Annotated in this window: 21 protein-coding genes and 4 tRNA genes; 8 read left to right on the forward strand and 17 right to left on the reverse strand. The window is 63.9% G+C overall.

Annotated features, from left to right (window positions below; translation table 11 throughout):
- Nucleotides 1-13: 13 nt before the first annotated feature.
- The 10 genes from B0E50_RS12760 to B0E50_RS12805 form a co-directional block, all read right to left on the reverse strand.
- Nucleotides 14-277 (reverse strand): BolA family protein, encoded by a 264-nt coding sequence (locus tag B0E50_RS12760; protein ID WP_077441614.1) that lies wholly within the window; start codon nucleotides 275-277, stop codon nucleotides 14-16.
- 13 nt (nucleotides 278-290) lie between these two features.
- Complete coding sequence (locus B0E50_RS12765) at nucleotides 291-590, reverse strand: YciI family protein (RefSeq protein ID WP_077441616.1); 300 nt, start codon at nucleotides 588-590, stop codon at nucleotides 291-293.
- A gap of 3 nt (nucleotides 591-593) precedes the next feature.
- Complete coding sequence (gene lysS, locus B0E50_RS12770) at nucleotides 594-2,111, reverse strand: lysine--tRNA ligase (protein ID WP_077441618.1); 1,518 nt, start codon at nucleotides 2,109-2,111, stop codon at nucleotides 594-596.
- A gap of 104 nt (nucleotides 2,112-2,215) precedes the next feature.
- Nucleotides 2,216-2,509, reverse strand: a complete 294-nt coding sequence (locus B0E50_RS12775; protein WP_077441620.1) for a hypothetical protein — start codon at nucleotides 2,507-2,509, stop codon at nucleotides 2,216-2,218.
- Nucleotides 2,510-2,555: 46 nt separating this feature from the next.
- Nucleotides 2,556-3,681 (reverse strand): peptide chain release factor 2 gene (prfB, locus tag B0E50_RS12780; RefSeq protein WP_139350866.1). Its coding sequence is split into 2 segments (ribosomal slippage): nucleotides 2,556-3,605 and nucleotides 3,607-3,681, totalling 1,125 coding nucleotides; the frame shifts between segments, so codons are not numbered across the junction.
- Between the two features lie 69 nt (nucleotides 3,682-3,750).
- Nucleotides 3,751-5,433, reverse strand: a complete 1,683-nt coding sequence (gene asnB / locus B0E50_RS12785) for an asparagine synthase B (protein ID WP_077441993.1) — start codon at nucleotides 5,431-5,433, stop codon at nucleotides 3,751-3,753.
- A 323-nt stretch (nucleotides 5,434-5,756) separates the two neighbouring features.
- Nucleotides 5,757-6,128, reverse strand: coding sequence for an STAS/SEC14 domain-containing protein (locus tag B0E50_RS12790; protein WP_077441625.1), 372 nt, complete (start codon nucleotides 6,126-6,128; stop codon nucleotides 5,757-5,759).
- 93 nt (nucleotides 6,129-6,221) lie between these two features.
- The gene (gene recJ / locus B0E50_RS12795) at nucleotides 6,222-7,934 is read right to left on the reverse strand and encodes a single-stranded-DNA-specific exonuclease RecJ (protein ID WP_077441628.1); all 1,713 of its coding nucleotides are present in this window, start codon (nucleotides 7,932-7,934) and stop codon (nucleotides 6,222-6,224) included.
- Nucleotides 7,931-8,854 carry a phosphoglycerate mutase gene (locus B0E50_RS12800; protein ID WP_077441630.1) on the reverse strand — a complete coding sequence of 308 codons (924 nt, stop codon included), beginning with the start codon at nucleotides 8,852-8,854 and terminating at the stop codon, nucleotides 7,931-7,933. Before B0E50_RS12800 ends, recJ begins: the two co-directional genes overlap by 4 nt.
- A gap of 2 nt (nucleotides 8,855-8,856) precedes the next feature.
- Complete coding sequence (locus tag B0E50_RS12805) at nucleotides 8,857-10,776, reverse strand: ATP-binding cassette domain-containing protein (RefSeq protein WP_077441633.1); 1,920 nt, start codon at nucleotides 10,774-10,776, stop codon at nucleotides 8,857-8,859.
- Nucleotides 10,777-11,011: 235 nt separating this feature from the next.
- On the opposite strand from B0E50_RS12805, the gene B0E50_RS12810 reads away from it, so the two are divergent.
- The 5 genes from B0E50_RS12810 (at nucleotide 11,012) to B0E50_RS12830 (ending at nucleotide 15,040) form a co-directional block, all read left to right on the forward strand.
- Nucleotides 11,012-11,368 carry a hypothetical protein gene (locus B0E50_RS12810; protein ID WP_077441635.1) on the forward strand — a complete coding sequence of 119 codons (357 nt, stop codon included), beginning with the start codon at nucleotides 11,012-11,014 and terminating at the stop codon, nucleotides 11,366-11,368.
- A gap of 133 nt (nucleotides 11,369-11,501) precedes the next feature.
- Entirely contained in the window at nucleotides 11,502-12,566 is a 1,065-nt protein-coding gene (locus B0E50_RS12815) for an agmatine deiminase family protein (protein ID WP_077441637.1), read from the forward strand.
- Between the two features lie 65 nt (nucleotides 12,567-12,631).
- Entirely contained in the window at nucleotides 12,632-13,522 is an 891-nt protein-coding gene (locus B0E50_RS12820; protein ID WP_077441639.1) for a carbon-nitrogen hydrolase, read from the forward strand.
- An 81-nt stretch (nucleotides 13,523-13,603) separates the two neighbouring features.
- On the forward strand, nucleotides 13,604-14,836 hold the full coding sequence (locus tag B0E50_RS12825) for a TraB/GumN family protein (RefSeq protein ID WP_077441641.1): 1,233 nt from the start codon (nucleotides 13,604-13,606) through the stop codon (nucleotides 14,834-14,836).
- Between the two features lie 117 nt (nucleotides 14,837-14,953).
- A tRNA-Leu gene (locus B0E50_RS12830) sits at nucleotides 14,954-15,040 on the forward strand.
- A 43-nt stretch (nucleotides 15,041-15,083) separates the two neighbouring features.
- On the opposite strand, the gene B0E50_RS12835 is transcribed toward B0E50_RS12830, so the two are convergent.
- On the reverse strand, nucleotides 15,084-15,746 hold the full coding sequence (locus B0E50_RS12835; RefSeq protein ID WP_077441643.1) for a TMEM175 family protein: 663 nt from the start codon (nucleotides 15,744-15,746) through the stop codon (nucleotides 15,084-15,086).
- A 338-nt stretch (nucleotides 15,747-16,084) separates the two neighbouring features.
- On the opposite strand from B0E50_RS12835, the gene B0E50_RS12845 reads away from it, so the two are divergent.
- Together B0E50_RS12845 and B0E50_RS12850 are read left to right on the forward strand one after the other, a co-directional pair.
- Nucleotides 16,085-16,306, forward strand: a complete 222-nt coding sequence (locus B0E50_RS12845) for a hypothetical protein (RefSeq protein ID WP_077441647.1) — start codon at nucleotides 16,085-16,087, stop codon at nucleotides 16,304-16,306.
- Between the two features lie 158 nt (nucleotides 16,307-16,464).
- Entirely contained in the window at nucleotides 16,465-16,668 is a 204-nt protein-coding gene (locus B0E50_RS12850) for a hypothetical protein (RefSeq protein ID WP_077441649.1), read from the forward strand.
- A gap of 147 nt (nucleotides 16,669-16,815) precedes the next feature.
- Here B0E50_RS12850 and B0E50_RS12855 read toward each other — a convergent pair whose 3' ends face one another.
- The gene (locus B0E50_RS12855; RefSeq protein ID WP_254427279.1) at nucleotides 16,816-17,832 is read right to left on the reverse strand and encodes a DUF4105 domain-containing protein; all 1,017 of its coding nucleotides are present in this window, start codon (nucleotides 17,830-17,832) and stop codon (nucleotides 16,816-16,818) included.
- A 200-nt stretch (nucleotides 17,833-18,032) separates the two neighbouring features.
- On the opposite strand from B0E50_RS12855, the gene B0E50_RS12860 reads away from it, so the two are divergent.
- Entirely contained in the window at nucleotides 18,033-19,886 is a 1,854-nt protein-coding gene (locus B0E50_RS12860; RefSeq protein WP_254427280.1) for an alpha/beta fold hydrolase, read from the forward strand.
- 101 nt (nucleotides 19,887-19,987) lie between these two features.
- On the opposite strand, the gene B0E50_RS12865 is transcribed toward B0E50_RS12860, so the two are convergent.
- The 5 genes from B0E50_RS12865 to uvrC all read right to left on the reverse strand — a co-directional run bounded on the left by B0E50_RS12865 (nucleotide 19,988) and on the right by uvrC (nucleotide 22,981).
- Nucleotides 19,988-20,061 (reverse strand) — tRNA-Cys (locus tag B0E50_RS12865).
- 84 nt (nucleotides 20,062-20,145) lie between these two features.
- Nucleotides 20,146-20,221, reverse strand: a tRNA-Gly gene (locus B0E50_RS12870).
- Nucleotides 20,222-20,356: 135 nt separating this feature from the next.
- A tRNA-Gly gene (locus tag B0E50_RS12875) sits at nucleotides 20,357-20,432 on the reverse strand.
- 53 nt (nucleotides 20,433-20,485) lie between these two features.
- A complete protein-coding gene (gene pgsA / locus B0E50_RS12880) occupies nucleotides 20,486-21,082 on the reverse strand; it encodes a CDP-diacylglycerol--glycerol-3-phosphate 3-phosphatidyltransferase (protein WP_077441653.1) in 597 nt (198 codons plus the stop codon).
- A 72-nt stretch (nucleotides 21,083-21,154) separates the two neighbouring features.
- A complete protein-coding gene (gene uvrC, locus B0E50_RS12885) occupies nucleotides 21,155-22,981 on the reverse strand; it encodes an excinuclease ABC subunit UvrC (RefSeq protein WP_077441655.1) in 1,827 nt (608 codons plus the stop codon).
- Nucleotides 22,982-23,012 lie beyond the last annotated feature (31 nt).

The raw sequence follows: 23,012 nt of genomic DNA on the forward strand, positions 1-23,012 counted from the left end.
ATGTTATTTATTGTTATTTATCTTGAATGGCATCGATCGACAACGCATGGATGCCGTTATCCATCAGCCCGTCGAGCGCCGCATAGACCATTCGATGCCGCTTGATCGGTAGCTGGCCGACAAACGCGGCACTGACGATCCGTACATGGAAGTGGCCCTTGCCATCCCCCGCATGGCCGGCGTGCTTGTGGCCTTCGTCCAGCACTTCCAGCTCGCTCGGCGCAAACGCGGCTTGCAGGCGTTCGCGGATCTGCTCAATGACGGGTTGCCCGTTCATCACGGTACCTGATTCACGGCAGCACTTTGCGGAACGGCTTGACCACGGTCTCGCGATACACGCCAGCGGCGATATAGGGGTCCGACGCAGCCCAGCTTTCCGCCGCGGCCAGCGAGGCGAACTCGGCCACGATCAAGCTACCGCTGAAACCGGCCGGACCCGGATCTTCCGCATCTATCGCCGGAAATGGACCAGCCAGCAGCACGCGGCCCTCGTCGTGCAGCTGCTGCAGGCGGGCCAGATGTGCGGGACGTGCGGACTTGCGTGCTTCAAGCGAATTCGCGTTGTCGGTGCCGATGATCGCGTACCACATGGTTCAAGCCTCCGGGCGCATATAGGGGAACAGCAGCACGTCGCGGATCGAGGCAGAATCGGTCAGCAACATCACCAGCCGGTCGATGCCGATGCCGAGGCCGCCGGTAGGCGGCAAGCCCACTTCCAATGCGCGGATGTAGTCGGCGTCGAAGTGCATCGCCTCGTCATCACCGGCATCCTTGGCATCGACCTGGGCCTGGAAACGTGCGGCCTGATCTTCCGAGTCGTTCAACTCGGAGAATCCATTGGCGATCTCCTTGCCGTTGACGAACAGCTCAAAGCGGTCGGTGATGCCCTTGTCGGTATCGCTCTCGCGCGCCAGCGGCGACACCTCGACCGGATGCTGAGTGATGAAGGTCGGTTGGACCAGGGTGTGCTCGACCGTTTTCTCGAAGATTTCCAGCAGCAGCTTGCCCCAGCCGTAGCCCGGCTTGACTTGCGCGCCGAGCCGCTTGGCGTGTGCCGCCATCGCCTCACGGTCGCGCAATTCTTCGCGGCGGATCTCCGGATTCAGCTCCAGCACCGCGTCTTCCATGCTCCAGCGACGGAACGCCGGGCCGACATCGATATCGGCGGCGTCCCAATGCAGTTGGGTGCTGCCGATCACGGCCTTCGCCGTATCGCGGATCACGCCCTCGGTGAGATCCATGATCTCGGTGTAAGTGGCGTAGGCCTGGTACAGCTCCAGCATGGTGAATTCGGGGTTGTGCCGGGTCGACACACCCTCGTTGCGGAAGTTGCGGTTGATCTCGTAGACGCGGTCGAAGCCACCGACGACGAGGCGCTTGAGGTAAAGCTCGGGTGCCACGCGCAGATAGAGGTCGAGATCCAACGCGTTGTGGTGGGTGATGAACGGCTTGGCCGTAGCACCGCCTGGGATGATGTGCATCATCGGTGTTTCCACTTCCATGAAGCGGCGGCTCGGTGCTTCCAGCCACTGGCGCATGAAGCCGATGATCTTCGAGCGCTGCATGAAGGTGCGGCGTGCTTCCTCGGTGACGATCAGGTCGACGTAGCGCTGGCGATAGCGCTGCTCCACGTCGGCCAGGCCATGGAACTTGTCCGGCAGCGGGCGCAGGCTCTTGGTCAGCAGGCGCAGGCCGTCGATCTTGACCGACAGCTCGCCGGTCTTGGTCCGCATCAATACGCCTTCGGCGCCCACGATGTCGCCCACGTCCCAGCCCTTGAACGCCTCGTAGGTTTCGCCCAGCGTGCCCTGGTGGATGAACAGCTGGATGCGTCCGCTGAAATCCTGCAACTGCACGAAGCTGACCTTGCCCTGCACGCGTTTGAGCACGATGCGGCCGGCCATTTTCACGCGTCGCGCCGCGGCCTCGATCACTTCGGCCGTCTGCACGTCCTTGTCGGCAAATTCGGCCTGCAGGTCGCCTGCAAAACTGTCGACCTTGAAATCGTTCGGGAACGCGATGCCCTGCCCGCGCAACGCTTTCAGTTTCTCGCGACGCTCGGCGATCAGCTTGTTCTCGTCGATGGGTAGGGTGTCGGTCGATTCACTCATGAGGATTCCGTTACTGCCGCGCTCGCGCCGAGCGGCGGACGTTTCTCTGTTTATGGTTGGGTTGCAAACAACATGGAAGGTTTTCTTCGAAACGGTGCCGCCCGTCAATCGTCCTTGTGAAACACGTGCTTGACGGCATGCCTGGTCGCATTCCAGCCATCGCGCGCGCCGTGGCCGACAGCGATACCGGCTTTCTTCGCACCATGCCCGATCGAGACGGCGGCGTGCCTGGTTGCGTGGCCCACGTCGCGGGCGCCGTTGCCGATGCCATGGCCGACGGCTTTGGCATCCTGCTTGACACCCTGGCCGGATGAATTCTGCTGTGCACCAGCCGCGCCGTGGAACGCCACAAGTACAGCGGATGCGACAAGGATTCCGCAGATTTTCTTGCTGCTCATGCCGTGGCTCCTTGTCAGCGATCGAACCGGATCAACAGGTCAGTGCTCACGCATCGACGCGCTTGGCGCCCGCTTCGAGGCCGGACTTCAGGCTGGCCTCGATGAATTCGTCCAGGTCGCCGTCCAGCACCTTTTGCGTATCGGTACGCTCGATACCGGTGCGCAGGTCCTTGATGCGGCTCTGATCCAGCACGTAGTTGCGGATCTGGCTGCCCCAGCCGATGTCCGACTTGGTGGCTTCCAGCGCATCTTTCTCGGCATTGCGTTTCTGCAGCTCAAGCTCGTACAACTTGGCAGCGAGCATCTTCATTGCCGTATCGCGGTTCTGATGCTGGCTGCGGCCGGTCTGGCAGGCCACCACGGTATTGGTCGGGATGTGCGTGATACGCACGGCCGATTCGGTCTTGTTGACGTGCTGGCCACCGGCACCGGACGAACGGTACACATCAGTGCGCAGGTCGGCCGGATTGATCTCGATGTCGATGTCGTCATCGACTTCCGGCGACACGAACACCGAGGTGAAACTGGTATGCCGGCGGTTGTCCGAATCGAACGGACTCTTGCGCACCAGTCGGTGCACGCCGATCTCGGTCTTCAGCCAGCCATAGGCGTAGTCACCCTCGACCCGGAACGTGGCGGACTTGATGCCGGCCACGTCGCCGCCGCTGACTTCCATCAATTCGGTCTTCCAGCCACGCGATTCGCACCAGCGCAAGTACATGCGCAGCAGCATCTCGGCCCAGTCCTGCGCCTCGGTACCGCCGGCGCCGGCCTGGATGTCGACGAATGCGTTGGTCGCATCCATCTTGCCGGAGAACATGCGCTGGAATTCCAGCTTGCTCACCTGCGCTTCGAGCTTGGACAGGTCGCTGATCACCGACAGAGCGGTGTCCTCGTCGCCATCGGCAACAGCCATCTCCAGCAGGTCGCTGGCGTCGGTCAGCCCCGCAGTCAGCGTGTCGATGCCATTGACGATGGTGTGCAGGCGGGCGCGCTCGCGGCCCAACTCCTGCGCACGCGCCGGATCGTCCCAGACGTTGGGACTTTCCAGCTCGCGGTTTACTTCTTCCAGACGCTCGCTTTTTGCAGCGTAGTCAAAGATACCCCCTAAGCGACTCGACGCGGCCCCGGAGGTCCGCGATCTGCGCGAGGATCGGATTGATTTCGATCATGGTTGAACCAATTGAAGTGGCGGGCGCCGGGAAGCAGCGTCGGTAAAGCACTACAGGATACCAAACAGGTCAAGCCAGTGCCTGACTGTGCACCCCGCGCACCGCCCGCCCCGATGGATCGGCTGCACTGGCGAAGGCCGGGTCCCACGCCAGTGCGGCCGGCGACGAACAGGCGATCGACTTGCCGCCCGGCACCGTGGCCGCGCAGGCTTCGCCGGGAAAGTGGTGCTCGAAGATCCGCCGGTAGAAATACGCCTCCTTGGTCGCCGGCGTGTTGAACGGGTAACGCGCCGCGGCTGCGGCGAATTCGCGATCGCTGATCACCTGTTCGGCATGCGCTTTCAGGCCATCGATCCAGCCGTAACCGACGCCATCGCTGAACTGCTCCTTCTGCCGCCACAGGATGGAGTCCGGCAGCGCGCCTTCGAACGCCTCGCGCAGCACGGCTTTCTCGATCCGGCCCTGCCCCGCCATCTTGTGTTTCGCATCCAGACCCATCGCCACGTCGATGAATTCCAGATCGAGGAACGGCACGCGCGCCTCCACGCCCCAGGCCATCATCGCCTTGTTCGCCCGCAGGCAGTCGTAGCTGTGCAACGCATCGAGCTTGCGCACGGTCTCCTCGTGGAACGCCTCGGCGGACGGCGCCTTGTGGAAATACAGGTAACCACCGAACAACTCGTCCGAGCCTTCGCCGGACAGCACCATCTTCACGCCCATCGCCTTGATCCGTCGCGCCAGCAGGTACATCGGCGTGGCGGCACGGATGGTAGTGACGTCGTAGGTCTCGATATGCCGGATCACCTCCGGCAGCGCGTCCAGTCCCTCCCAGAACGTGTAGACGAAGCCGTGATGCACGGTGCCCAGCGCATCGGCGGCGATCTGTGCGGCCGCCAGATCCGGCGAACCGTCCAGCCCGATCGCGAACGAATGCAGGCGTGGCCACCAGGCTTCGGTGCGATCGCCTTCCTCGATGCGATGACGGGCGAACTGCGCGGCACAGGCGGCCACCAGCGAGGAATCCAGTCCACCGGAAAGCAGTACTCCATAAGGCACGTCGGTCATCAACTGACGATGCACGGCCTGCTCGAAGGCCTGACGCAAAGCCGGCGCCGCGACATCGTGGCCTTGCGTATGCGCGTAGTCGCGCCACGGCTTGTGATAGTAGCGGCGCAATTCGCCATCAACGCTGTCGTAGACATGGCCGGGCGGAAACGGCGCCACATCGGCGCATACGCCCACCAGCGCCTTCATCTCCGAGGCCACGCACAAGCGACCCTGCGCATCGTGCCCCCAGTACAGCGGGCAGACCCCGATCGGATCGCGGGCGATCACGTAACGCCGAGCCTCGCCATCCCACAAGGCGAACGCGAAGATGCCGTTGAGCTCGCCCACAAGGTCAACGAGGGAGCCGTCCGCACCCAGTCCGCGATACAGCGCATTGATCACCTCGCAGTCCGATCCGGTGGTGAAGTCATAGGAGCTGGCTGCACGCAGCTCCTGGTGGTTGTAGATCTCGCCGTTCACCGTCAGCGCCAGTGCGCCGTCGCGCGAACGCAGCGGCTGAGCACCACTGGCTGGATCGACGATGGCCAGCCGCTCATGCACCAGGATCACCCCGGCGTCGACGTACACCCCGCTCCAGTCCGGCCCGCGATGGCGCTGGCGCTGCGACAGTTCCAGCGCCTGCCGGCGCAACGCGGCGAGGTCGTCGCCCGGCTGCAGGTCGAACATTCCGAAGATCGCACACATGGTCATTCCCCTCGTCGTTGATGAAAAATGCTGCTTGGCCGAAAACTGCTCCTGCGTTTCCGGCATACCGGCCATCCATGGCCCTAAAACGAAGAAGGCCCGCACTAGGCGGGCCTTCTTCGCGTATGTTTCTGGAAACTTGAAGCTACGCGAGAGCCCGCCAATAGTTGGCGTTATTGTTCGCGCGATTATTGTTGTTGCCGGCCAGCACAAAGCCTCGCGCGGAAGGCGCGGTGGCGGTCTGTGCGTTGGCAATCATCGGATGCATGAGCCGACTAGAACAGATTGGACGTCCATCAGCAAGTGGCTGGACAGGTGTTCCGTCAAACCGATGGTTCGGTGATCCAGCGCGTCGCCTCGTCCAGTTGGTTCAGGTGGAACAGGCGGATCTCGGCCGGAAGCATGAAGCTCATCGCCGCCGTGGTCGTGCGCAGCCAGGGCACATCACTCACCAGCGCCACGCGATCCCAGCCGCTGAAGTGGCGCATGCCCATCTTGACGTCGTCCCACATCGCACCGGGGTCGAAACCGGTGAAATCCTCGGCGGTGACGTACAACACGCGCAACTTGCGGTTGAGCGCAAAGGCCGCCTCGACATCCGGGACGATGATGTTCTCGTAATCAGCCGCCGTAACCTGGCCGTGAGCGCGGAAACCCAGCGTGCCTGGCGGCAGTCCCTCGATCTGTGCGATCACCAGCGTTCTCCGTTGATGGGTTGACTACCAGCATGATCCGGATCGCGTGAAAAACGTGCGAGCGGATCAGGCCTAGGAGTCAGTCCGCCAGGATCAGGCCGGCTCGATATGCCGCAACAGCAGGCGCGGCGTTTCCCGCCCCTGCCAATCGTTGATGCCCAGTTCGTAGACCGCGCGCAGCGGCGACGGAGGTGGCTGACCGTGATACGCGTTGAACATCACCGCGTCATGCACGCTGCCGTCGCGCGGGTCGCGCAGTTGCAGGCGCAGGTGCCGCTCGCCCATCACTTTCCAGTTGCTGCATGCGAACAGGTTCTCGAACAGCGGTTCGGGGAATGCCTGTCCCCACGGGCCGGCCTGGCGCAGTTGCCGGGCCAACTCCAGCGAGAACGCCCCCGCTGGCAGCTCGCCGTCGGTGTAGAGCACCGCCTGCAGCCGCTCGGCGTCGATCAGTTCGCGTGCGATCGCGTCGAATGCCTCGGCGAAACGCGGGTAGTCGCAGGTCTTGAGACTCAGTCCAGCCGCCATCGCATGGCCGCCAAAGCGCTCGATCAGCCCTGGCTGGCGCGCATCGATCGCGGCCAGCGCATCGCGGATGTGAAAGCCGCTGATCGAACGCGCCGAACCGCGCAGGTTGTCGGCATCGTCCTCGCTGGCCGGCGCGAACGCGATCACCGGACGATGCAGGCGATCCTTCAGCTTCGAGGCGACCAGGCCCACCACGCCGGCATGCCAGCTCGGCTCGTACAGGGCCACGCCGATCGCGTCGATGTCGGTCATGCCCGCCACCATCTGCTCGGCCTCGGCCACCATGGACGCCTGCAGGTCGCGGCGTTCCAGATTGATCGTGTTGAGTTGCTCGGCATGGCGGCGTGCCTGCGCCACGTCGTCCGTGAGCAGGCATTCGACGCCCAGGCGCATGTCCTCCAGCCGCCCTGCCGCGTTGAGGCGCGGGCCGACGACGAAGCCAAGGTCGCTGGAGCACAGCGTCGCCACACTGCGCTTGCCGGACTCGACCAGCGCGCTGATGCCGGCACAGGCACGACCGCTACGGATGCGTTGCAGACCGGCGTCGACCAGCACACGGTTGTTGAAATCCAGCGCCACCAGATCGGCCACCGTGCCCAGTGCGACCAGGTCGAGCAGCACCGACAGATCGGGTTTGGCATCACCGAAGGCACCCTGCTCATGCAACCGCGCACGCAAGGCCAGCAACAGGTAGAACATCACGCCAACGCCGGCCAGCGCCTTGCTGGGGAAAGCATCACCGGCAAGATTGGGGTTGACCATCGCATCGCAGGCCGGCAACTGCTCGCCGGGCAGGTGATGGTCGGTAACGATGACGCGGATACCGCGTGCCTTGGCCGCCGCCACGCCGGCCACGCTGGCCACGCCGTTGTCGACGGTGACGATCAGTTGCGGCGTCGGCTGCAGTGATTCGACCAGCGCAGGACTCAGCCCATAGCCGTGGACGAAACGATTCGGGATGGCATAGCTGACCCGCTTCGCACCGAGCAGTCGCAGGCCACGTACCGCCACCGCGGTGCCGGTGGCACCGTCGCAGTCGTAATCACCCGCGATCAGGATGGTCCAGTCGCTGCGGATCGCCTCGACCAGCAGATCGACGGCCTGCGCCATGCCACCCAGCGTCTGCGGCGACAGCAGCCGGGCCAGCCGGTGTTCGGCCTGGCTGGGATCCAGCACACCACGGGCAGCGTAGACCTGCCGCAACACCGGATGCACCGAGGCTGGCCAACCGCTGGGCGCGCCCTTGCTCTCGCGTCGGCGCAACTGCAGCACGCTCAACGCCCTGCTCCGCGCCAGATGCGCCAGCGATGCCAGGGTTTGCGCTGCCAGCGTTCGGCGCTGGCGAAATGCAGTGCGACCGACTGCCGATCGAACAGCGGCTGCAGCGCCGGCCACCAGCGCGATGCAATCTCGCCAGCCGGCAGATCCTGCAGGTCGATCAGCCAGCCGGCGCTGGCGGCGGCCACGGTTTCGACGGTGCGTGCCTGCTGCGCGACACCGGCGTGTCCAGCCAGCGCACGCAACAGCAGGTCATCGCTGATCACGCCCTGCAGATCACTGTGCAGCGGTCCCGGCAGGCGGCCGCCGCCCCACAGCCACAGACTGTTGACCGGCGCCAGACCACGTGCACGCCGCTGTGCATTCAGCGGATGCTGGTGCAGCAGCACCTGTATCTCGTTGAGCAGCACACGCCAGCGGCGCCCTTCCGCACCGGCAGGCAGGTGCTGCGAAAGGTCCTCGCCCAGCGCCTGCTCGGGTGCGGCAAAGGCAGGTAAAGGTGCGTCCGGCGGCAACTTCAGATGCCAGCGATCCGGCGTGGAAATATCCAGTCGCAGGCCGGCTTCGTCGAATACCGGCAACAAGGCTGCGGCCAGCGCCTGGGCCTCGGCCATGTCCAGTTGCAGCCGACCGCAGGCCAGCAGCCGCACGCCGTTCATGTCGGGCTGTACCCAGGCTGGGTCGGCCGCAAGCCAGGTGGCATCACCCGCATCGCCAGCAAGAAATTCGCGGGTCAGCGCCGCGGCCGGCAGTGCCGCATCGACACCCTGGAAATGCTCGCCGAGACCGCCGAGATACCCCGCAGCCCCCTCGGCCAGAAGATCGGCGCGCACCAGCAGCTCGCGCAACGGATGGCCCGGCTCGACATGCGTCAAGGCGGGCAGCCACAACGACAGCGATGGCTTCGCGCCGACGGCCATGCTCAGGCTTCCAGTCGCTCGTACAGTTCCAGCCATTCCGCATCCAGCGCTTCCTTCTCGCGGCGCAGTTCGGTCTGGCGCTGTCCCAGCCGCATCATTTCCTGGGTGGGGCCGTTGTACGTGGCCGGATCAGCCAGCCGGCTTTCCAGCGCGGCCAGTTCGGTTTCGATGCTGGCCGTGCGCGTCTCGATCCGCTTCACCCGCTGGCGCGAGTTCTTCTCGTTCTCGCGTTGGGTGGCCGCGTTGCGGCGGCGTTCTTCAGGCGTTTCTTCCGGCACGACCTTGACCACCGGCTTGGCCGCTGCGCCAGCCTTGGCGGCCTTCTTGTTGGCCGCGCCGCGCGTTTTCAGCCAGCGCGCGTAATCGTCCAGATCGCCGTCGAAGCTTTCCACCACGCCGTCGGCGACGCGCCAGAAGCTGTCGCAGACCATGCCGAGCAGATGGCGGTCATGCGAGACCAGCACCAGCGCGCCGTCGAAATCGGCCAGCGCATCGGCCAGCGCCTCGCGCATGTCCAGGTCGAGATGGTTGGTCGGCTCGTCGAGCAGCAGCAGGTTCGGCTTGTCCCACGCGATCAGCGCCAGCGCCAGGCGTGCCCGCTCGCCACCGGAGAACCCGTCCACCGACTCGAATGCGCGATCGCCGGCGAAATTCCAGGTACCGAGGAAGTCACGCATGACCTGGGTGGCCACGCCCGGCGCCTTGTCCATCAGGTGGTCGAGCGGACTGGCGCCTTCGCGCAGGCTCTCCACCGTGTGCTGGGCGAAGTAGCCGATCTTCAGGTCCTTGTGCGCCTTGCGCTCGCCGCTGAACGGATCGAGCTCGCCCACCAGGGTCTTCACCAGGGTCGATTTGCCGGCGCCGTTGGGACCAAGCAGGCCGATGCGCTCGCCCGCTTCCAGGCTGAAACGGACGTCGCGCAGGACGATATTGAGGCCATCGCCATCGCGGTTCGGGTAGCCGGCATGGATGTCTTCCAGCTGCAGCATCGAGTCGGGCAGCCGACCCGGCGCCGGGAACTGGAAACTGAAGGGTCGCTCGGCACGCACCGCCTCGGTCCCGGCCAGTTTCTCCAGTCGCTTCATGCGCGATTGCGCCTGCTTGGCCTTGCTGGCCTTGGCCTTGAAGCGGTCGACGAAGGACTGCAGGTGCGCCCGCTCGGCCTGCTCGCGCTCATGCGAGATCTGCTGCTGGCGCAGCTGCTCGGCGCGCAGGCGTTCGAAGGCGCTGTAGTTGCCGGTATACAGCTTCGCCTTGCCATCGTTGAGGTGCAGCGTGTGGGTGATCACACCATCGAGGAATTCGCGATCGTGCGAGATGATCAGCAAGGTGCCCTGGTAGCGGCGCAGCCATTCTTCCAGCCACAGCACGGCGTCGAGGTCGAGATGGTTGGTCGGCTCGTCGAGCAGCAGCAGGTCGGACGGACACATCAGCGCACGGGCCAGGTTCAAGCGCCCACGCCAGCCACCGGAAAACTCCTTGACCGCGCGCTCGTGCGTTTCCGGCGGAAAGCCCAGACCATGCAGCAGGCGGCCGGCACGGGCGCGACCGTCGTAGCCGTTCAGCTCCTCGATACGGTGGTGCGCTTTCGCCATCGCCTCCATGTCGCCACGTTCGCCGGCGTCGGCCTCGTCGCGCATCGCCTCGGCCAGTTCCTCGTCGCCACCCAGCACGTAGTCGATCGCGGCGTCCGGCAGCGCCGGGGTTTCCTGCGCTACCGAGGCGAGCCGCAGCTTGCCTGGCATGTCCAGCTCGCCGGCATCACTCTCCAGCTTGCCCTGCAGGGCAGCAAACAGGCTGGATTTGCCGCAGCCGTTGCGGCCGATCACGCCCAGGCGCCAGCCACTCTGGATCACCAGGTCGATATCGGAAAGCAGCAGGCGGGTGCCGCGGCGCAGGGCAAAATGTCGAAAGGAAATCATGAAAAGCAGTGTCCAAACCGGGCGGGCAGTCGCTCGCAGCCGCCCATGATAGCGGTGATGGCGCTATTCTCGACGAACCGGCTGGTTATGCCCGCGCGATGGCCGAATGCCCAACCCATCGCAATAGGCACAAACCAACACGGCGTAGTCGACACTGTGCTTGCCGCAATGTGGCGTAGCCTGGGTAGTTCTGCTACAACGACGCCGCATACAGCCTTGTCTGGAGAGGGGAGCCATGGTCAAGTTCACGTACAGTTTGCCGGTCTTTGTCATGTTGATAGCTGCCGCCGGTTTTGCCGCGCCGCAGACAGTCCATGCGGCCCCGAACGGCGACAGCCTGCTGATCCATCGCGTGCAGGAAGAAAAGGGCATGAACCTGCCCAGCCGTGGCATGAGCATGGCCCAGGTTGAGAAGACCTACGGCGCGCCGCAGCGCAAGCTGTCGCCGCGTGGTGGCGACACCCAGAAGCATCCGCAGATCAATCGCTGGGAATACTCGAATTTCATCGTGTATTTCGAGCATGAGCACGTGATTCACTCGGTGCTCAACACCCCGGCCGGCAACAATACCAACCCGACCGCCGCCAACTGATTTCGCTTTCCGACGACGCGGCCGGTGGCGACACCGGCCGCGTTTTTATGTGTTCGACAATTACCTCGTCGTACAATCCGCAGTCCGGTGCTAAGTCCTGGCCCCTCCCCCCGACTGCATGAGACATCCCCACATGACCGACCCCTCTTGTGGCAAGCAAAAGGTTGATTACGCCACCTTGCGCCTGCCGGCGGAATGGGAACCGCAGGCCGCGGTACTAATCGCGTGGCCGCACGCCGACACTGACTGGGCCGAGCGCCTGGCCGCGGTGGAAACCACTTATGTGGCGCTGGCGGCGGCCGTAACGCGCTTCCAGCCGCTGATCATCGTGGTGGCTGACGCCGCCCTGCAGGCCCGCGTCGAGGCCCAACTGCACCGTGCCGAGGTCGACCTCGGCCGCATCCGCTTCGTCGAACTGCCGTACGACGACACCTGGCTGCGCGATTCCGGCCCGATCACGCTGAAAGACGACCATGAAGGCTTCCAGCTCACCGACTTCCGCTTCACCGGCTGGGGCGGCAAGTTCGGCGCCGAGCAGGACGATGCGTTGATCGCCGGGCTGGTCGATGCCGGCGTCTTCGGTCACGCCGCACACAAGCGCATCGACTGGGCGCTGGAAGGCGGCGGCATCGAGAGCGATGGCGCGGGCACCGTGCTCACCACCTGGCGCTGCCTGGTGCAGCGTCATCCCGAGCAGTCGCGCGAGGAGATGAGCGCGATCCTGCGCGACAGCCTGCACGCCGCGCGCGTGCTGTGGCTGGATTACGGCTACCTCGAAGGCGACGACACCGACGCGCATATCGACACCCTGGCGCGCTTCGCACCGGGTGAGCGCATCGTGTTCCAGGCTTGCGACGACAGCAGCGACCCGCATCACGACGAACTGCAGCGGATGGGCGCCGAACTGGCTGCGTTGCGCACCGTCGATGGCCGCCCATACGAGCTATACCCGCTGCCGTGGGCGAAGCCCATACTCGACGAAGGTCGCCGGCTTGCCGCTTCTTACGCGAACTACCTGATCGTCAACGGCGCCGTGCTGGTGCCGGCCTATGGGGATCCGGCCGATGACGAGGCCGCACGCATCATCGGAACGGCTCATCCGGGCCGCGAGATCGTGCAGGTGCCCTGCCGTCCGCTGATCTGGCAGAACGGCAGCCTGCACTGCATCACCATGCAGTTGCCGGCCGGTCTGGCCTGAGTTTTGTCGGCATCCGCTAAACTCCGCGGGTTCCAGTACGAACAGCCAAGTCAGGATCGAAGCCGATGACCCGCAAGACCCTCAAGGTCGCCTTGCTGCAGGAAACCGACCGCGGCAGCCGCGACGCCAACCTCGACGCGATCGAGGTCGGCCTGCGCCAAGCGGCGGCTGCCGGCGTCGAGCTGGTGCTGCTGCAGGAGCTGCACAACGGCCCGTATTTCTGCCAGCACGAATCGGTCGAGGTCTTCGACCAGGCCGAGACGATCCCCGGCCCCGGCACCGCGCGCATCGGCAAGCTGGCCGAGGAGCTGAAGCTGGTGGTGGTCGCCTCGCTGTTCGAGAAACGCGCCACCGGGCTGTATCACAACACTGCGGTGGTGTTCGACCGCTCGGCCGCGATCGCCGGCAAGTATCGCAAGATGCATATCCCGGACGATCCGGCGTTCTACGAGAAGTTCTATTTCACGCCGGGCGATCTCGGTTTCGAGCCGATCGACACCTCGGTCGGCCGGCTCGGCGTGCTGGTGTGCTGGGACCAGTGGTATCCGGAAGCGGCGCGCCTGATGGCGCTGGCTGGCGCCGAACTGCTGCTCTACCCCACCGCGATCGGCTGGGATCCGAACGATGTGCAGGCCGAGAAGGATCGCCAGCGCGATGCGTGGATCACCGTGCAGCGTGGCCACGCGGTGGCCAACGGTCTGCCGCTGCTGTCGTGCAACCGCACCGGCTACGAAGCCGATCCCTCTGGTGTCGGCGCTGGCATCCAGTTCTGGGGCTCCAGTTTCGTCGCCGGCCCGCAGGGCGAGTTTCTCGCACAAGCTGGCACCGATGGGCGTGAGCTGCTGCTGGCCGAGGTCGATCTGGCGCGCAGCGAGCACGTACGGCGGATCTGGCCGTTCCTGCGCGACCGCCGCATCGATGCGTATGCCGACCTGCTCCGGCGTTTTCGTGACTGAGGCCGCACACCTCCGCGGCTTGTTCCGCATGGCCGTCATCCCCATGCTTGGATTTCCCTCTGAGACTGGCCTGCTGATCGCATGAGTGTTCCCGAAACCGACCTTGCCCTGTTGCCTGCCTTGCAGGGCCAGCCGATCGAGCGCGTGCAGCGTGACGGTGTGGAATATGTGGTGCTGGGCACCGCGCATGTCTCCCGCAGCAGCGTGGACGCCGTCGAGGCATTGCTGGCACACGAGCATTTCGATGCGGTGGCGATCGAGCTGTGCGACAGCCGCGCGCAGAGCATGCGCGATCCGGAAGCGTTCAAGCAGATGGACCTGTTCAAGGTGATCCGCCAGGGCAAGGCCGGCATGGTCGCCGCCAGCCTGGTGCTGTCAACCTTCCAGAAGCGTCTGGCCGACCAGTCCGGCATCCAGCCCGGTGCCGAGATGAAGGCAGCGATGGATGGGGCCGACCAACGCCATCTGCCGGTCTGGTTGATCGACCGCGAGGTTGGCACCACGCTCAAGCGGGCCTGGCATAGCGTCGGCTTCTGGCAGCGCTTCGGCCTGCTCGGCGGTCTGCTGGCCAGCGTGTTCGAGCGCGAGGAAATCGAACAGGGCGAGATCGAGAAACTGAAACAGGGCGACCTGCTGGAAAGTGCGTTCAGCGAGTTCGCCAACGAATCGAAGCCGCTCTTTCAAAGCCTGATCAGTGAGCGCGACGCCTTCATGGCCGCGCGCCTGCGCCAGGACGCTGCACGCTCGCCGAGCAGCGAACAGCGACGCGTACTGGTGGTGATCGGAGCCGGTCACCTCAAAGGCCTGTGCGAACTGTTGCGCACACAGCAGGATGATCCGGCTACCAAGGTGGCCGAACTGGCCGCCACGCCGGCCAAGGCACGCTGGCCGAAATGGCTGGCAGCGGCCCTCGTGCTGCTGGTGTTCGGCGCGATCGCCTGGGCGTTCCATCGCAATGCCGCACTGGGCACGCAAGCCCTAACTGCCTGGGTGCTGTTCACCGGTGGCTTCGCTGCGCTCGGCGCGGTGGCCGCCGGCGGCCATCCGCTCAGCATCCTCGCCGCCTTCATCGCTGCACCGATCAAACCGTTCCGCCCCGGCATCCCCGCCGGCGGCATCAGCGCGATGGCCGAAGCCTGGGTGCGCCACCCGCGCGTGGTCGACTTCGATACCTTGCGCGACGACATCGTGCACTGGAGCGGCTGGTGGAAAAACCGCGTCGCGCGCACCCTGCTGAACTTCTTCCTGGTCAGCATCGGCACGATCATCGGCGAGTACAGCGCCGGCATCCACATCTTCAAGAGCCTGCTCTGATCAGTCTGCCCTGACCAAGGGCGCCCTGATCCGCACGGCTTACCATGGCGGCAAGGGTGCACATGCTACGATGCGCGCCGCCTGCAGCCATGCCTGCAGTCCGTTCGAAGATATCCAGCCCGGGTGGCGAAACTGGTAGACGCAAGGGACTTAAAATCCCTCACCCTCACGGGTATGCGGGTTCGATCCCCGCCCCGGGCACCAAGAGACTGTTTCACGTCATCCCAGCTCCCGGTTATAGCTGTAATCATGGGTGAGTTGATCGGGCGCTCTGGTGGTTGCTGTTCCGCTTGCGCAAATATTCCATTCTGGCCTTGATCAGCCAAAGCGTCACGGCCACCAGTGTCAGGATCAATGCCGCCGATCTGACATGCAGCTGATAGAGCGCCATGGCACCGATGATCAAGGGCGCTGCGATCATTTCCAGCAACCAGATCCTGGCCAATCCGGGCTCGAGATCTGGAGCCAGGTTTGCAATGAATGCCACATGCACCCACAAGGCCGCCATGCAGCTGAACGTGACGGCGACTGCCAGGGCGTAAACCACGAATGCCTCATCCTGGCCCGGATCGGAGAGCGCGAAGCGAATCACCACCGGCATCAAGGCAACCAGACTGAGCAGCACGAGATTGATCCCGGTGCCGATGCCATCGATATCCCGCAAATGGGCCACGATGCGCCGGTGATTGACCCAGATCACCCCGATCAGGATGAAGCTCAGGAAATAAACGGTCAATGGCATCGACCATGCCTGCCACAGCGATCGACCAGGCTTGAGCTCGGGGCGGATCTCGATCGCCGACAACGTGATCGCAATGGCGAAAATCCCGTCGGACAGCATGATCAGTCGATCGAGGTGACGCCGGCCAACATGCCGTTCCTCGACAGGTTCGTCCACACGGCTGTTCATGCTGTGCTGCCTCCATGGTGAAAATGACCCGAGGGGGCATCATGCCGCAGCTTCGATCATGGTGCCTACCCAGTGCGGCATGAGTACCAGCTGCCTGATTCGAGCCTGTCCGGGCACTTTGTGACGCAGTTTGGCCCTGCCCCCTGACAACTCGCCGGCCCGATGAACAAGCCGATACCAGCGGATCATCGTTCGACCGCAATAGTACGAAGGTTGCCATCCGGTTGCCTGCTCAAGGCTGCTTTGGCAAGTTTTTTGCTGCATGAATCCCAACATGCACACATGAAAATCATGCCGGCATGGACCATTGGCGAGAGCAAGACGCAAGAGCAAGAGACATGGAGAAAACAACGTACACGCGCTTTCAGGGAAAGCGGTACACCTATGAGATCAAGTACGACCATGCCGGATACGAAGTGAGCCGGGATGGTGCCATCAAGAAAATCGGCCTGGTACCCAACACTTCGGACCGGCCACTGCTGACTCGTGCCGAGGCCATGCATCGTGGCCTGTTTTCGGCCGAGATTGATATCGAGGGACTGATAGGGATGGATGAATAGGATCGCCTTGCGTCCCCGGTGAAGACGCCAGTTCCGGCATCAGCAGCCTCGTAACATTTTTTTGCGAAGGTCGCGGCAAGCTTCGCTTCGCCCGCATTCACCCTGCACTAACCCTATTCGCGGCATGCTGGAATCTTCCAACCAGCGAGGTGGTCGTCATGGGAATTCTGGATACTTTGGGTGAAGTCGCAGGTGCAGTGGCTGCCGTTGAAGGCGCGGAAAAACTCGATCCGAATGCTGGTCTCCTGACCAAGGGGTTGGCGGCGGTTGCCGGCTTCAAGGGCGCCGGCGCGCTCGAGTCGATGGTCGGGAAGAAGGAGGAAGGCGAAGAGGAAGCGAACGACGCTGCCCCGCAAGCCTGACAAAGCTGCTTGATCATTTCAGGGCCAGCCTCCCGCCATGAGGCTGGCCCTTTCGTTTGCGGCTGTTCGCCGGCCCGTGCTCCTGACCGACTCGATCCTCGTCAATCGACAAATGTGGTCAGATACCTGCCTGGTGATTGCGCCGTGTCACGGGTGCGGCTCGTCGATGCCGCCTCGGATCACCCCGGAGAAATCGTCACCGACTTTGCTGTTCCTGGCTCTCTCGGTGATGCGGCCGCGTTGCCGCAGTTCGGCGATGGGCATGCCCTGGTCCAGCGCGCCTACCTTGTACAGGTATTCCGGCAGATAGCCCGTCAGCAGCAGGCCGATGTGCCAAGGCAGACCGGGGTCGATCTGCCGGGCCATGCGATAGACGATCGTCGTGCAGTTCGATGTGATCGTGTTGTAGAACGCCGGCGTGACTGCCAGCCGGTTCGCGACCCGTACGTAGGATAGGAACAGCTCACGCATGGCAGGCTTGTCCATGCGCAACGGATACAGGTAGTCGTCCTCGCCACGCACGTTGGTACGGACGCGAATGATGTCGCGTTCATCGGCGGCGACAAGAATCGTCTCGAACTGCTTGAAGAAACCGCCGATGGCCGAGTATTGCTGGCCACGCTTCTTGCGGATTTCCACCGAGAACACCACGTGGCTGCCGTCGGCAAAACCGAACGAGATCATCGCATGCGCGATTGCCGCATTGCCCCAGTAGGAGAGCACGGCATCGGCCGAGACCAGCTGGTCCAGATCGTAGCGACGGGTTTCCCAGCGTGCGTCGTAGTTGTCGTCGGCATGCCAGGTGAAGTCGCGCACGTTGTGGAGGGTGACCTGGCTCCTTTCCACCGTGCCGGTGAGCAGTCGGGATACGTCATCCGCCCAGAGGCGGTTGTTTGATGGCGCAATGTTCGCCCACCAGACCAGCAGCAACGCGTAGATGGCCGCGTAGGCGGCCAGCGGAAGCCAGCTGCGACGGGCGATCGCGAGCGTGACGAGGGCAATCACCACGATCACCCAGACCGCACTACCGATCGTCCGGCCAATCAGATTGCCCGGCAACTGATACCAGAGCGCAAGGGCCGCCCACACGCCCGAACAGAACGTGACCAGCATCATGGCGACGATGATTGCGATCCTGCCGATCATCCGGAGCTTGTTCGTCATTTCATTCCCGACAGGCTGCTCGATGGTTCAAGCGTGCCGCTTTGGGCAAGCGAAGACAATGTGCGGCCACGCCTGCCCGAACTCGCACGATTCGCCCATGCACTTGTTCCCCACGGCTACAATCCCGCAACCACCCGGCTGAATGGACGTGACGCAGCATGAAACGTGGAACGCACGCCCGGATCCCGCGATGCGCCGCCATGGTCGGGTTGCTCTGCCTGCATGGCTGCGCGATGGTCGACGTGAGTCACGTCAAGCCACACGACTACATCAATGAACGACGCGCGGATGTGGTCGGTGCCGGTCGCCTGAGCGACCGTTCGGTGCAGGCACTCACCGTGGTGGCGTTGACGGTCGACAGCTGCCAGCGTGAGTTCGTCACCTGCACGGAAACCGTTGCGCATTCGCCGGGGTTGAACGACGAGCAGCGGCTGTCTGCCCTCGCCGAGCTCTGGCTTGGCAAAGCGATCGGGACCGATCACGCCAAGGCCGGTGCCGCAATGGATGACCAGACCCTCGACGCGTTCCTGCAGTCCGCGCGCTATGCGTACGCCTATCTGTTCTACACCGCACGATCCCCCGCCGATCGCGCATTCGCGCTGAGGCAGGTGCAGGTGATCGGCTTCTACAACTTCGCCGTGCAACGGGCAGTGAGCCGCTTCTTCCAGGAACTTCCCCAGCTCGGCACGCAGTGGACCCGGACATCACTGGCCGGCTGGACGGTGATGCGTCCGCAGACCGATGTGCGGTTGGCGGATGACGCGAGCGTGCCGGCCGAACTGCTTCCGGCCGCCGACCTGCGTTTCAAGGGGCTGCGCAGCATCTATCAGCGGGACGGTTTCGGTTCGGATTTCGTCGCCGTTGCGCCACCGGAAGCACGCGCCGATGACGTGCCTTGGCGTGAGCCCGATTATGTTTCGATGACGGGTGCCCTGGTCTTCGATGGCGCGACGCTGGACGAAGTACTGGCGACGAGACAGGTAAGGCTGCTGGTGCGTGACCCCTACCGCGATGGCATCATCACGATCGCCGGCCGCACCGTACCGCTGGGCGCCAACTTTACCGCTGCTTATGGCGTCTGGCTGGCTCGCTCGGGATTTGCCAGTCAGTCGATCCGCTCCCTGTTGGGTCGCGAGGGCGGCATCACGACACCGCGCGTGCTGATGATGCAGCCCTACGATCCCAATCGCCTGATCGTGGTGATGCTTCACGGGCTGGGCAGCAGCCCCGAGGCCTGGATCAATGTGGCGAATGAAGTCATGGGCGACGAGGAACTGCGCCGCAACTATCAGGTGTGGGAGGTCTACTACCCTACCAACGCACCGGTCGCAGTCAACCTGGCCGGTATCCGCAAGGCACTGGATGCCACGCTTCGGCACTTCGACCCGTCCGGCCACGCACGTGCGTCGCATAACATGGTGCTGATCGGGCACAGCATGGGTGGCCTGATTGCGCGCCTGCTGGTGTCCTCCAGCGGTGACCGGCTGTGGAGCCTGGTTCCGGCACGCGCAAATCTGTCGCCAGCCAGACGAGCCAAGCTGCACGAACGTCTCGCGCCCTATCTACAGTTCACGCCGATGCCGCAGGTGACCCGTGCCGTGTTCCTGGCCACGCCGCATCGCGGGACGCCCTACGCGCAGCATCGGCTGGCACGCCTGATCGCGAACCTGGTCCGCCTGCCGGTCAGCGTGCTGAAGGAAATGGCGAGCCTTTCCGACCTGCTGAAGGACGATACCAACAAGGGCTCACCCCTGCGCATACCCAACAGCATCGACAACCTGAGCGATACCGATCCCTTCATCGTTGCTGCCACGAACCTGCCGATATCGCCGCGGGTGCGCTATCACACCATCGTCGGCGTCTACAAATCGAAGGGACCATTGCAGGACAGCAACGACGGCGTGGTCCCTTACAAGAGTGCGCACCTCGACGGCGCCGACTCCGAACTCGCCATCCCCTCATGGCACAGCGTGCAGGAAACCCCCGCCGCGATCCTGGAACTGCGCCGGATTCTCCGGTTGCAAATCACGACGTCGCAGGAAGCCCGGCGATAAGCGGCGTGCTTCCCCTGTGCTCATTGGACGCCATCGGGCAGTCACCGCAACAAAAAACCCGCCTGCGGCGGGTTTCGAGGGCTGTGACAGCCTTTGCGCAATGGAGGCCTAGGTCGGAATCGAACCGGCGTACGCGGATTTGCAGTCCGCTGCATGACCACTCTGCCACCAGGCCATTGCTTGGCGCATTGCGACCGCTAGGATCGCAGCTTGCCTCTGAAAAAACAAAACCCCGGTGGACCGAGGCTTTGCCTGAAACTGGAGCGGGAAACGAGACTCGAACTCGCGACCCCGACCTTGGCAAGGTCGTGCTCTACCAACTGAGCTATTCCCGCATCGGAGCCGTCAATGATAGCAGAACGATGACAGTTGTGAATACCCGTGACAGCGTTTTGTCGATTCCTGTTCTTGATGCCGCCGATCCCCGAAAACAACAAAGCCCCGAACAGGTCAGGGCTTTGCTGAAAAACTGGAGCGGGAAACGAGACTCGAACTCGCGACCCCGACCTTGGCAAGGTCGTGCTCTACCAACTGAGCTATTCCCGCATCGGAGCCGCGCATTCTAATACGTGAATGCCGGTCGTCAAGTCCATGCGCTGTCAGTGGTGACCCGTCGTCGTATCACCGCGCAGGGTCGGCCATGCAGCACGCAGGTAGTACAGGCCGGACCAGATGGTCAGCACGCCGGCGAACACCAGCAGAAACTCGCCAATGTGATACAGGCGCAGGGCGGTGGCGTCCTTTTCGTGCTGCACGATCAGCACCACCAGGGCAACCATCTGCATCACGGTCTTGAGCTTGCCGACCAGGGCCACCTTGACGGTGGCGCTCATGCCGATTTCGGCCATCCATTCGCGCAGCGCCGACACGCTGATCTCGCGTCCCACGATCACCGCCGCGGTCACCGCCATCAGGATGCCGGACCAGCCGGTGCTGGGATGCGACTGCACCAGCAGGAACAAGGTCACCGCAACCATCAGCTTGTCGGCCACCGGATCGAGGAATGCGCCAAACGCCGAAGTGAGGTTCATCCGGCGTGCCAGGTAACCATCAAGCCAATCGGTGACCGCCGCCAGCACAAACACGATCGCTGCCGTAATGTTGTGGCCGCGAAATGGCGCATAGAACACCACCACCATGACCGGCAGCAATGCAACGCGAAACAGGGTCAGCCAGGTCGGCAGGTTGATACGCATGATTCGTTCCGAAAATTTGCCACAGTGTCGCACGCCGGTGCGGCATCAACGAGTGAAAGCGAGTGCGCGCGTTCAGCCATGCAGGCTGGCGTAGATGCGTTCGGCCAGGCCGCGGTCGATACCCTTGACCTGCATCAGCTCCTCGATACCGGCACCCTCCACCCCCGCAAGGCCGCCAAACGCCTTCAGCAACGCCGAGCGCCGACGTGCTCCGATTCCCTGCACGTCCTCCAGCACGCTGCGCTCACGCGCCTTCTCGCGCCGCTTGCGATGACCGCTTATGGCAAAGCGATGGGCTTCGTCGCGTACGGCGGCAACCAGATGCAAGGCGGGGGATGACGAGCCTGGATGCAGCTCTCGCCCGGAGTCGGCAAGCACGAGGGTTTCTTCGCCCGCACGACGCCCCGGCCCCTTGGCTACACCGACCACCTCGATACCCGTGACACCGAGTTCCCGCAGCACATCCAGTGCCTGCGCCACCTGCCCGCTGCCGCCGTCGATCAGCAGGATGTCCGGGCGGACGCCCTCGCCTTCGGCAACCTTGCGGAAGCGTCGGGTCAGCGCCTGATGCATGGCAGCGTAGTCGTCACCGGGCGTGATCCCGGCGATATTGAAGCGCCGGTAATTCGACTTCTCCGGCCCCTCGGGGCCGAACACCACGCACGAGGCGACGGTCGCCTCGCCCATGGTATGGCTGATGTCGAAGCACTCGATGCGGCGTGGCGATACAGTCAGTTCGAGTATTTTCTGCAAGTCGTCGAAGCGTGCGCCCAGCGTCTGCCGGCTGGCCAGCCGGGCTGTCAGCGAAGCCTGCGCATTGCGCTCGGCCATCTGCAGGAATTGCGCGCGATCGCTGCGCACGCTGGATTTCAGCTCGACCGCATGGCCGGATTGCTGGGCCAGCAGTTCAGCCAGGATGTCCTGATCGGCAATCGGCTCGCCAAGGATCAGCTCGCGCGGTACCGGCCGGTCGAGGTAGTACTGCGCGATGAACTGGGCCAGCACGTCGGCCGGCTCGGCATCCAGTGGCAGGCGTGGAAAGAAGTCGCGGGTGCCGAGGCTGATGCCGTTGCGGAAGAACAGTACGCTGATGCAGGCCATGCCCGATTCGATGCGGCAGGCAATCACGTCCATGTCGGCACTGGCGCCGTGCACGTGATGCTGCGCCTGCAGCTGGCGCAACGCAGCCACCTGATCGCGCAGGACGGCTGCACGCTCGAAGTTGAGCGACTTGCTGGCCTGCTCCATCGCCTCGGCCAGTTCGTCGATCACCGCGTTGCTGCGCCCTTCAAGGAACATCTCTGCGTGGCGCACGTCACTGCGGTAATTCTCGACACTGATCAACTGCACGCACGGCGCGGTGCAACGACCGATCTGGTGCTGCAGGCACGGCCGCGAGCGGTTGCGGAAATAGCTGTCCTCGCATTGGCGCACCTTGAACAGCTTCTGCATCAGACTGAGGCTCTCGCGCACCGCGTAGGTACTCGGATACGGTCCGAAGTAGCGCCCTGGCAGGTTGCGCGCGCCACGATGGAACGCCAGCCGTGGATAGTCCTCGCCGCTGGAAAGGTAGATGTACGGGTAACTTTTGTCGTCGCGCAGCAGGATGTTGTAGCGCGGCTTCAGCGACTTGATCAGCTGCGACTCCAGCAGCAACGCTTCGCCTTCGGTACGCGTCACGGTGATCTCGACGCGGGCGATCTGCGCCACCATCGCAGCGATGCGCGGTTCCATCCGCGGCTTCAGGAAATAGCTGCCGACGCGCTTCTTGAGATTGCCGGCCTTGCCGACGTACAGCAGTTCGCCGGCCGCATCGAAGTGACGGTAGACCCCGGGCGAGGACGTCAGCGTGCGGACGAAGGCCTTGCCGTCGAAGGGTGGTGGTTGCGTGGATGGCATGGCGGCATTCTAGCGACTGCAGTCGATGCCA

It is taken from the genome of Rhodanobacter sp. C01, from assembly GCF_002001045.1.
In the GTDB taxonomy this organism is placed as follows: Bacteria; Pseudomonadota; Gammaproteobacteria; order Xanthomonadales; family Rhodanobacteraceae; genus Rhodanobacter.

What these genes read in the sequence shown, in the direction of transcription:
- B0E50_RS12860 (WP_254427280.1), top strand. Translation starts at nt 18,033, where the DNA reads ATGGTCGGGTTGCTCTGCCTGCATGGCTGCGCGATGGTCGACGTGAGT.
- lysS (WP_077441618.1), bottom strand. Translation starts at nt 2,111, where the DNA reads ATGAGTGAATCGACCGACACCCTACCCATCGACGAGAACAAGCTGATC.
- B0E50_RS12760 (WP_077441614.1), bottom strand. Translation starts at nt 277, where the DNA reads ATGAACGGGCAACCCGTCATTGAGCAGATCCGCGAACGCCTGCAAGCC.
- B0E50_RS12850 (WP_077441649.1), top strand. Translation starts at nt 16,465, where the DNA reads ATGGGAATTCTGGATACTTTGGGTGAAGTCGCAGGTGCAGTGGCTGCC.
- B0E50_RS12815 (WP_077441637.1), top strand. Translation starts at nt 11,502, where the DNA reads ATGACCGACCCCTCTTGTGGCAAGCAAAAGGTTGATTACGCCACCTTG.
- B0E50_RS12825 (WP_077441641.1), top strand. Translation starts at nt 13,604, where the DNA reads ATGAGTGTTCCCGAAACCGACCTTGCCCTGTTGCCTGCCTTGCAGGGC.
- B0E50_RS12820 (WP_077441639.1), top strand. Translation starts at nt 12,632, where the DNA reads ATGACCCGCAAGACCCTCAAGGTCGCCTTGCTGCAGGAAACCGACCGC.
- B0E50_RS12805 (WP_077441633.1), bottom strand. Translation starts at nt 10,776, where the DNA reads ATGATTTCCTTTCGACATTTTGCCCTGCGCCGCGGCACCCGCCTGCTG.
- B0E50_RS12855 (WP_254427279.1), bottom strand. Translation starts at nt 17,832, where the DNA reads ATGACGAACAAGCTCCGGATGATCGGCAGGATCGCAATCATCGTCGCC.
- B0E50_RS12835 (WP_077441643.1), bottom strand. Translation starts at nt 15,746, where the DNA reads ATGAACAGCCGTGTGGACGAACCTGTCGAGGAACGGCATGTTGGCCGG.
- B0E50_RS12845 (WP_077441647.1), top strand. Translation starts at nt 16,085, where the DNA reads ATGGAGAAAACAACGTACACGCGCTTTCAGGGAAAGCGGTACACCTAT.
- B0E50_RS12765 (WP_077441616.1), bottom strand. Translation starts at nt 590, where the DNA reads ATGTGGTACGCGATCATCGGCACCGACAACGCGAATTCGCTTGAAGCA.
- B0E50_RS12800 (WP_077441630.1), bottom strand. Translation starts at nt 8,854, where the DNA reads ATGGCCGTCGGCGCGAAGCCATCGCTGTCGTTGTGGCTGCCCGCCTTG.
- uvrC (WP_077441655.1), bottom strand. Translation starts at nt 22,981, where the DNA reads ATGCCATCCACGCAACCACCACCCTTCGACGGCAAGGCCTTCGTCCGC.
- asnB (WP_077441993.1), bottom strand. Translation starts at nt 5,433, where the DNA reads ATGTGTGCGATCTTCGGAATGTTCGACCTGCAGCCGGGCGACGACCTC.
- B0E50_RS12775 (WP_077441620.1), bottom strand. Translation starts at nt 2,509, where the DNA reads ATGAGCAGCAAGAAAATCTGCGGAATCCTTGTCGCATCCGCTGTACTT.
- B0E50_RS12810 (WP_077441635.1), top strand. Translation starts at nt 11,012, where the DNA reads ATGGTCAAGTTCACGTACAGTTTGCCGGTCTTTGTCATGTTGATAGCT.
- pgsA (WP_077441653.1), bottom strand. Translation starts at nt 21,082, where the DNA reads ATGCGTATCAACCTGCCGACCTGGCTGACCCTGTTTCGCGTTGCATTG.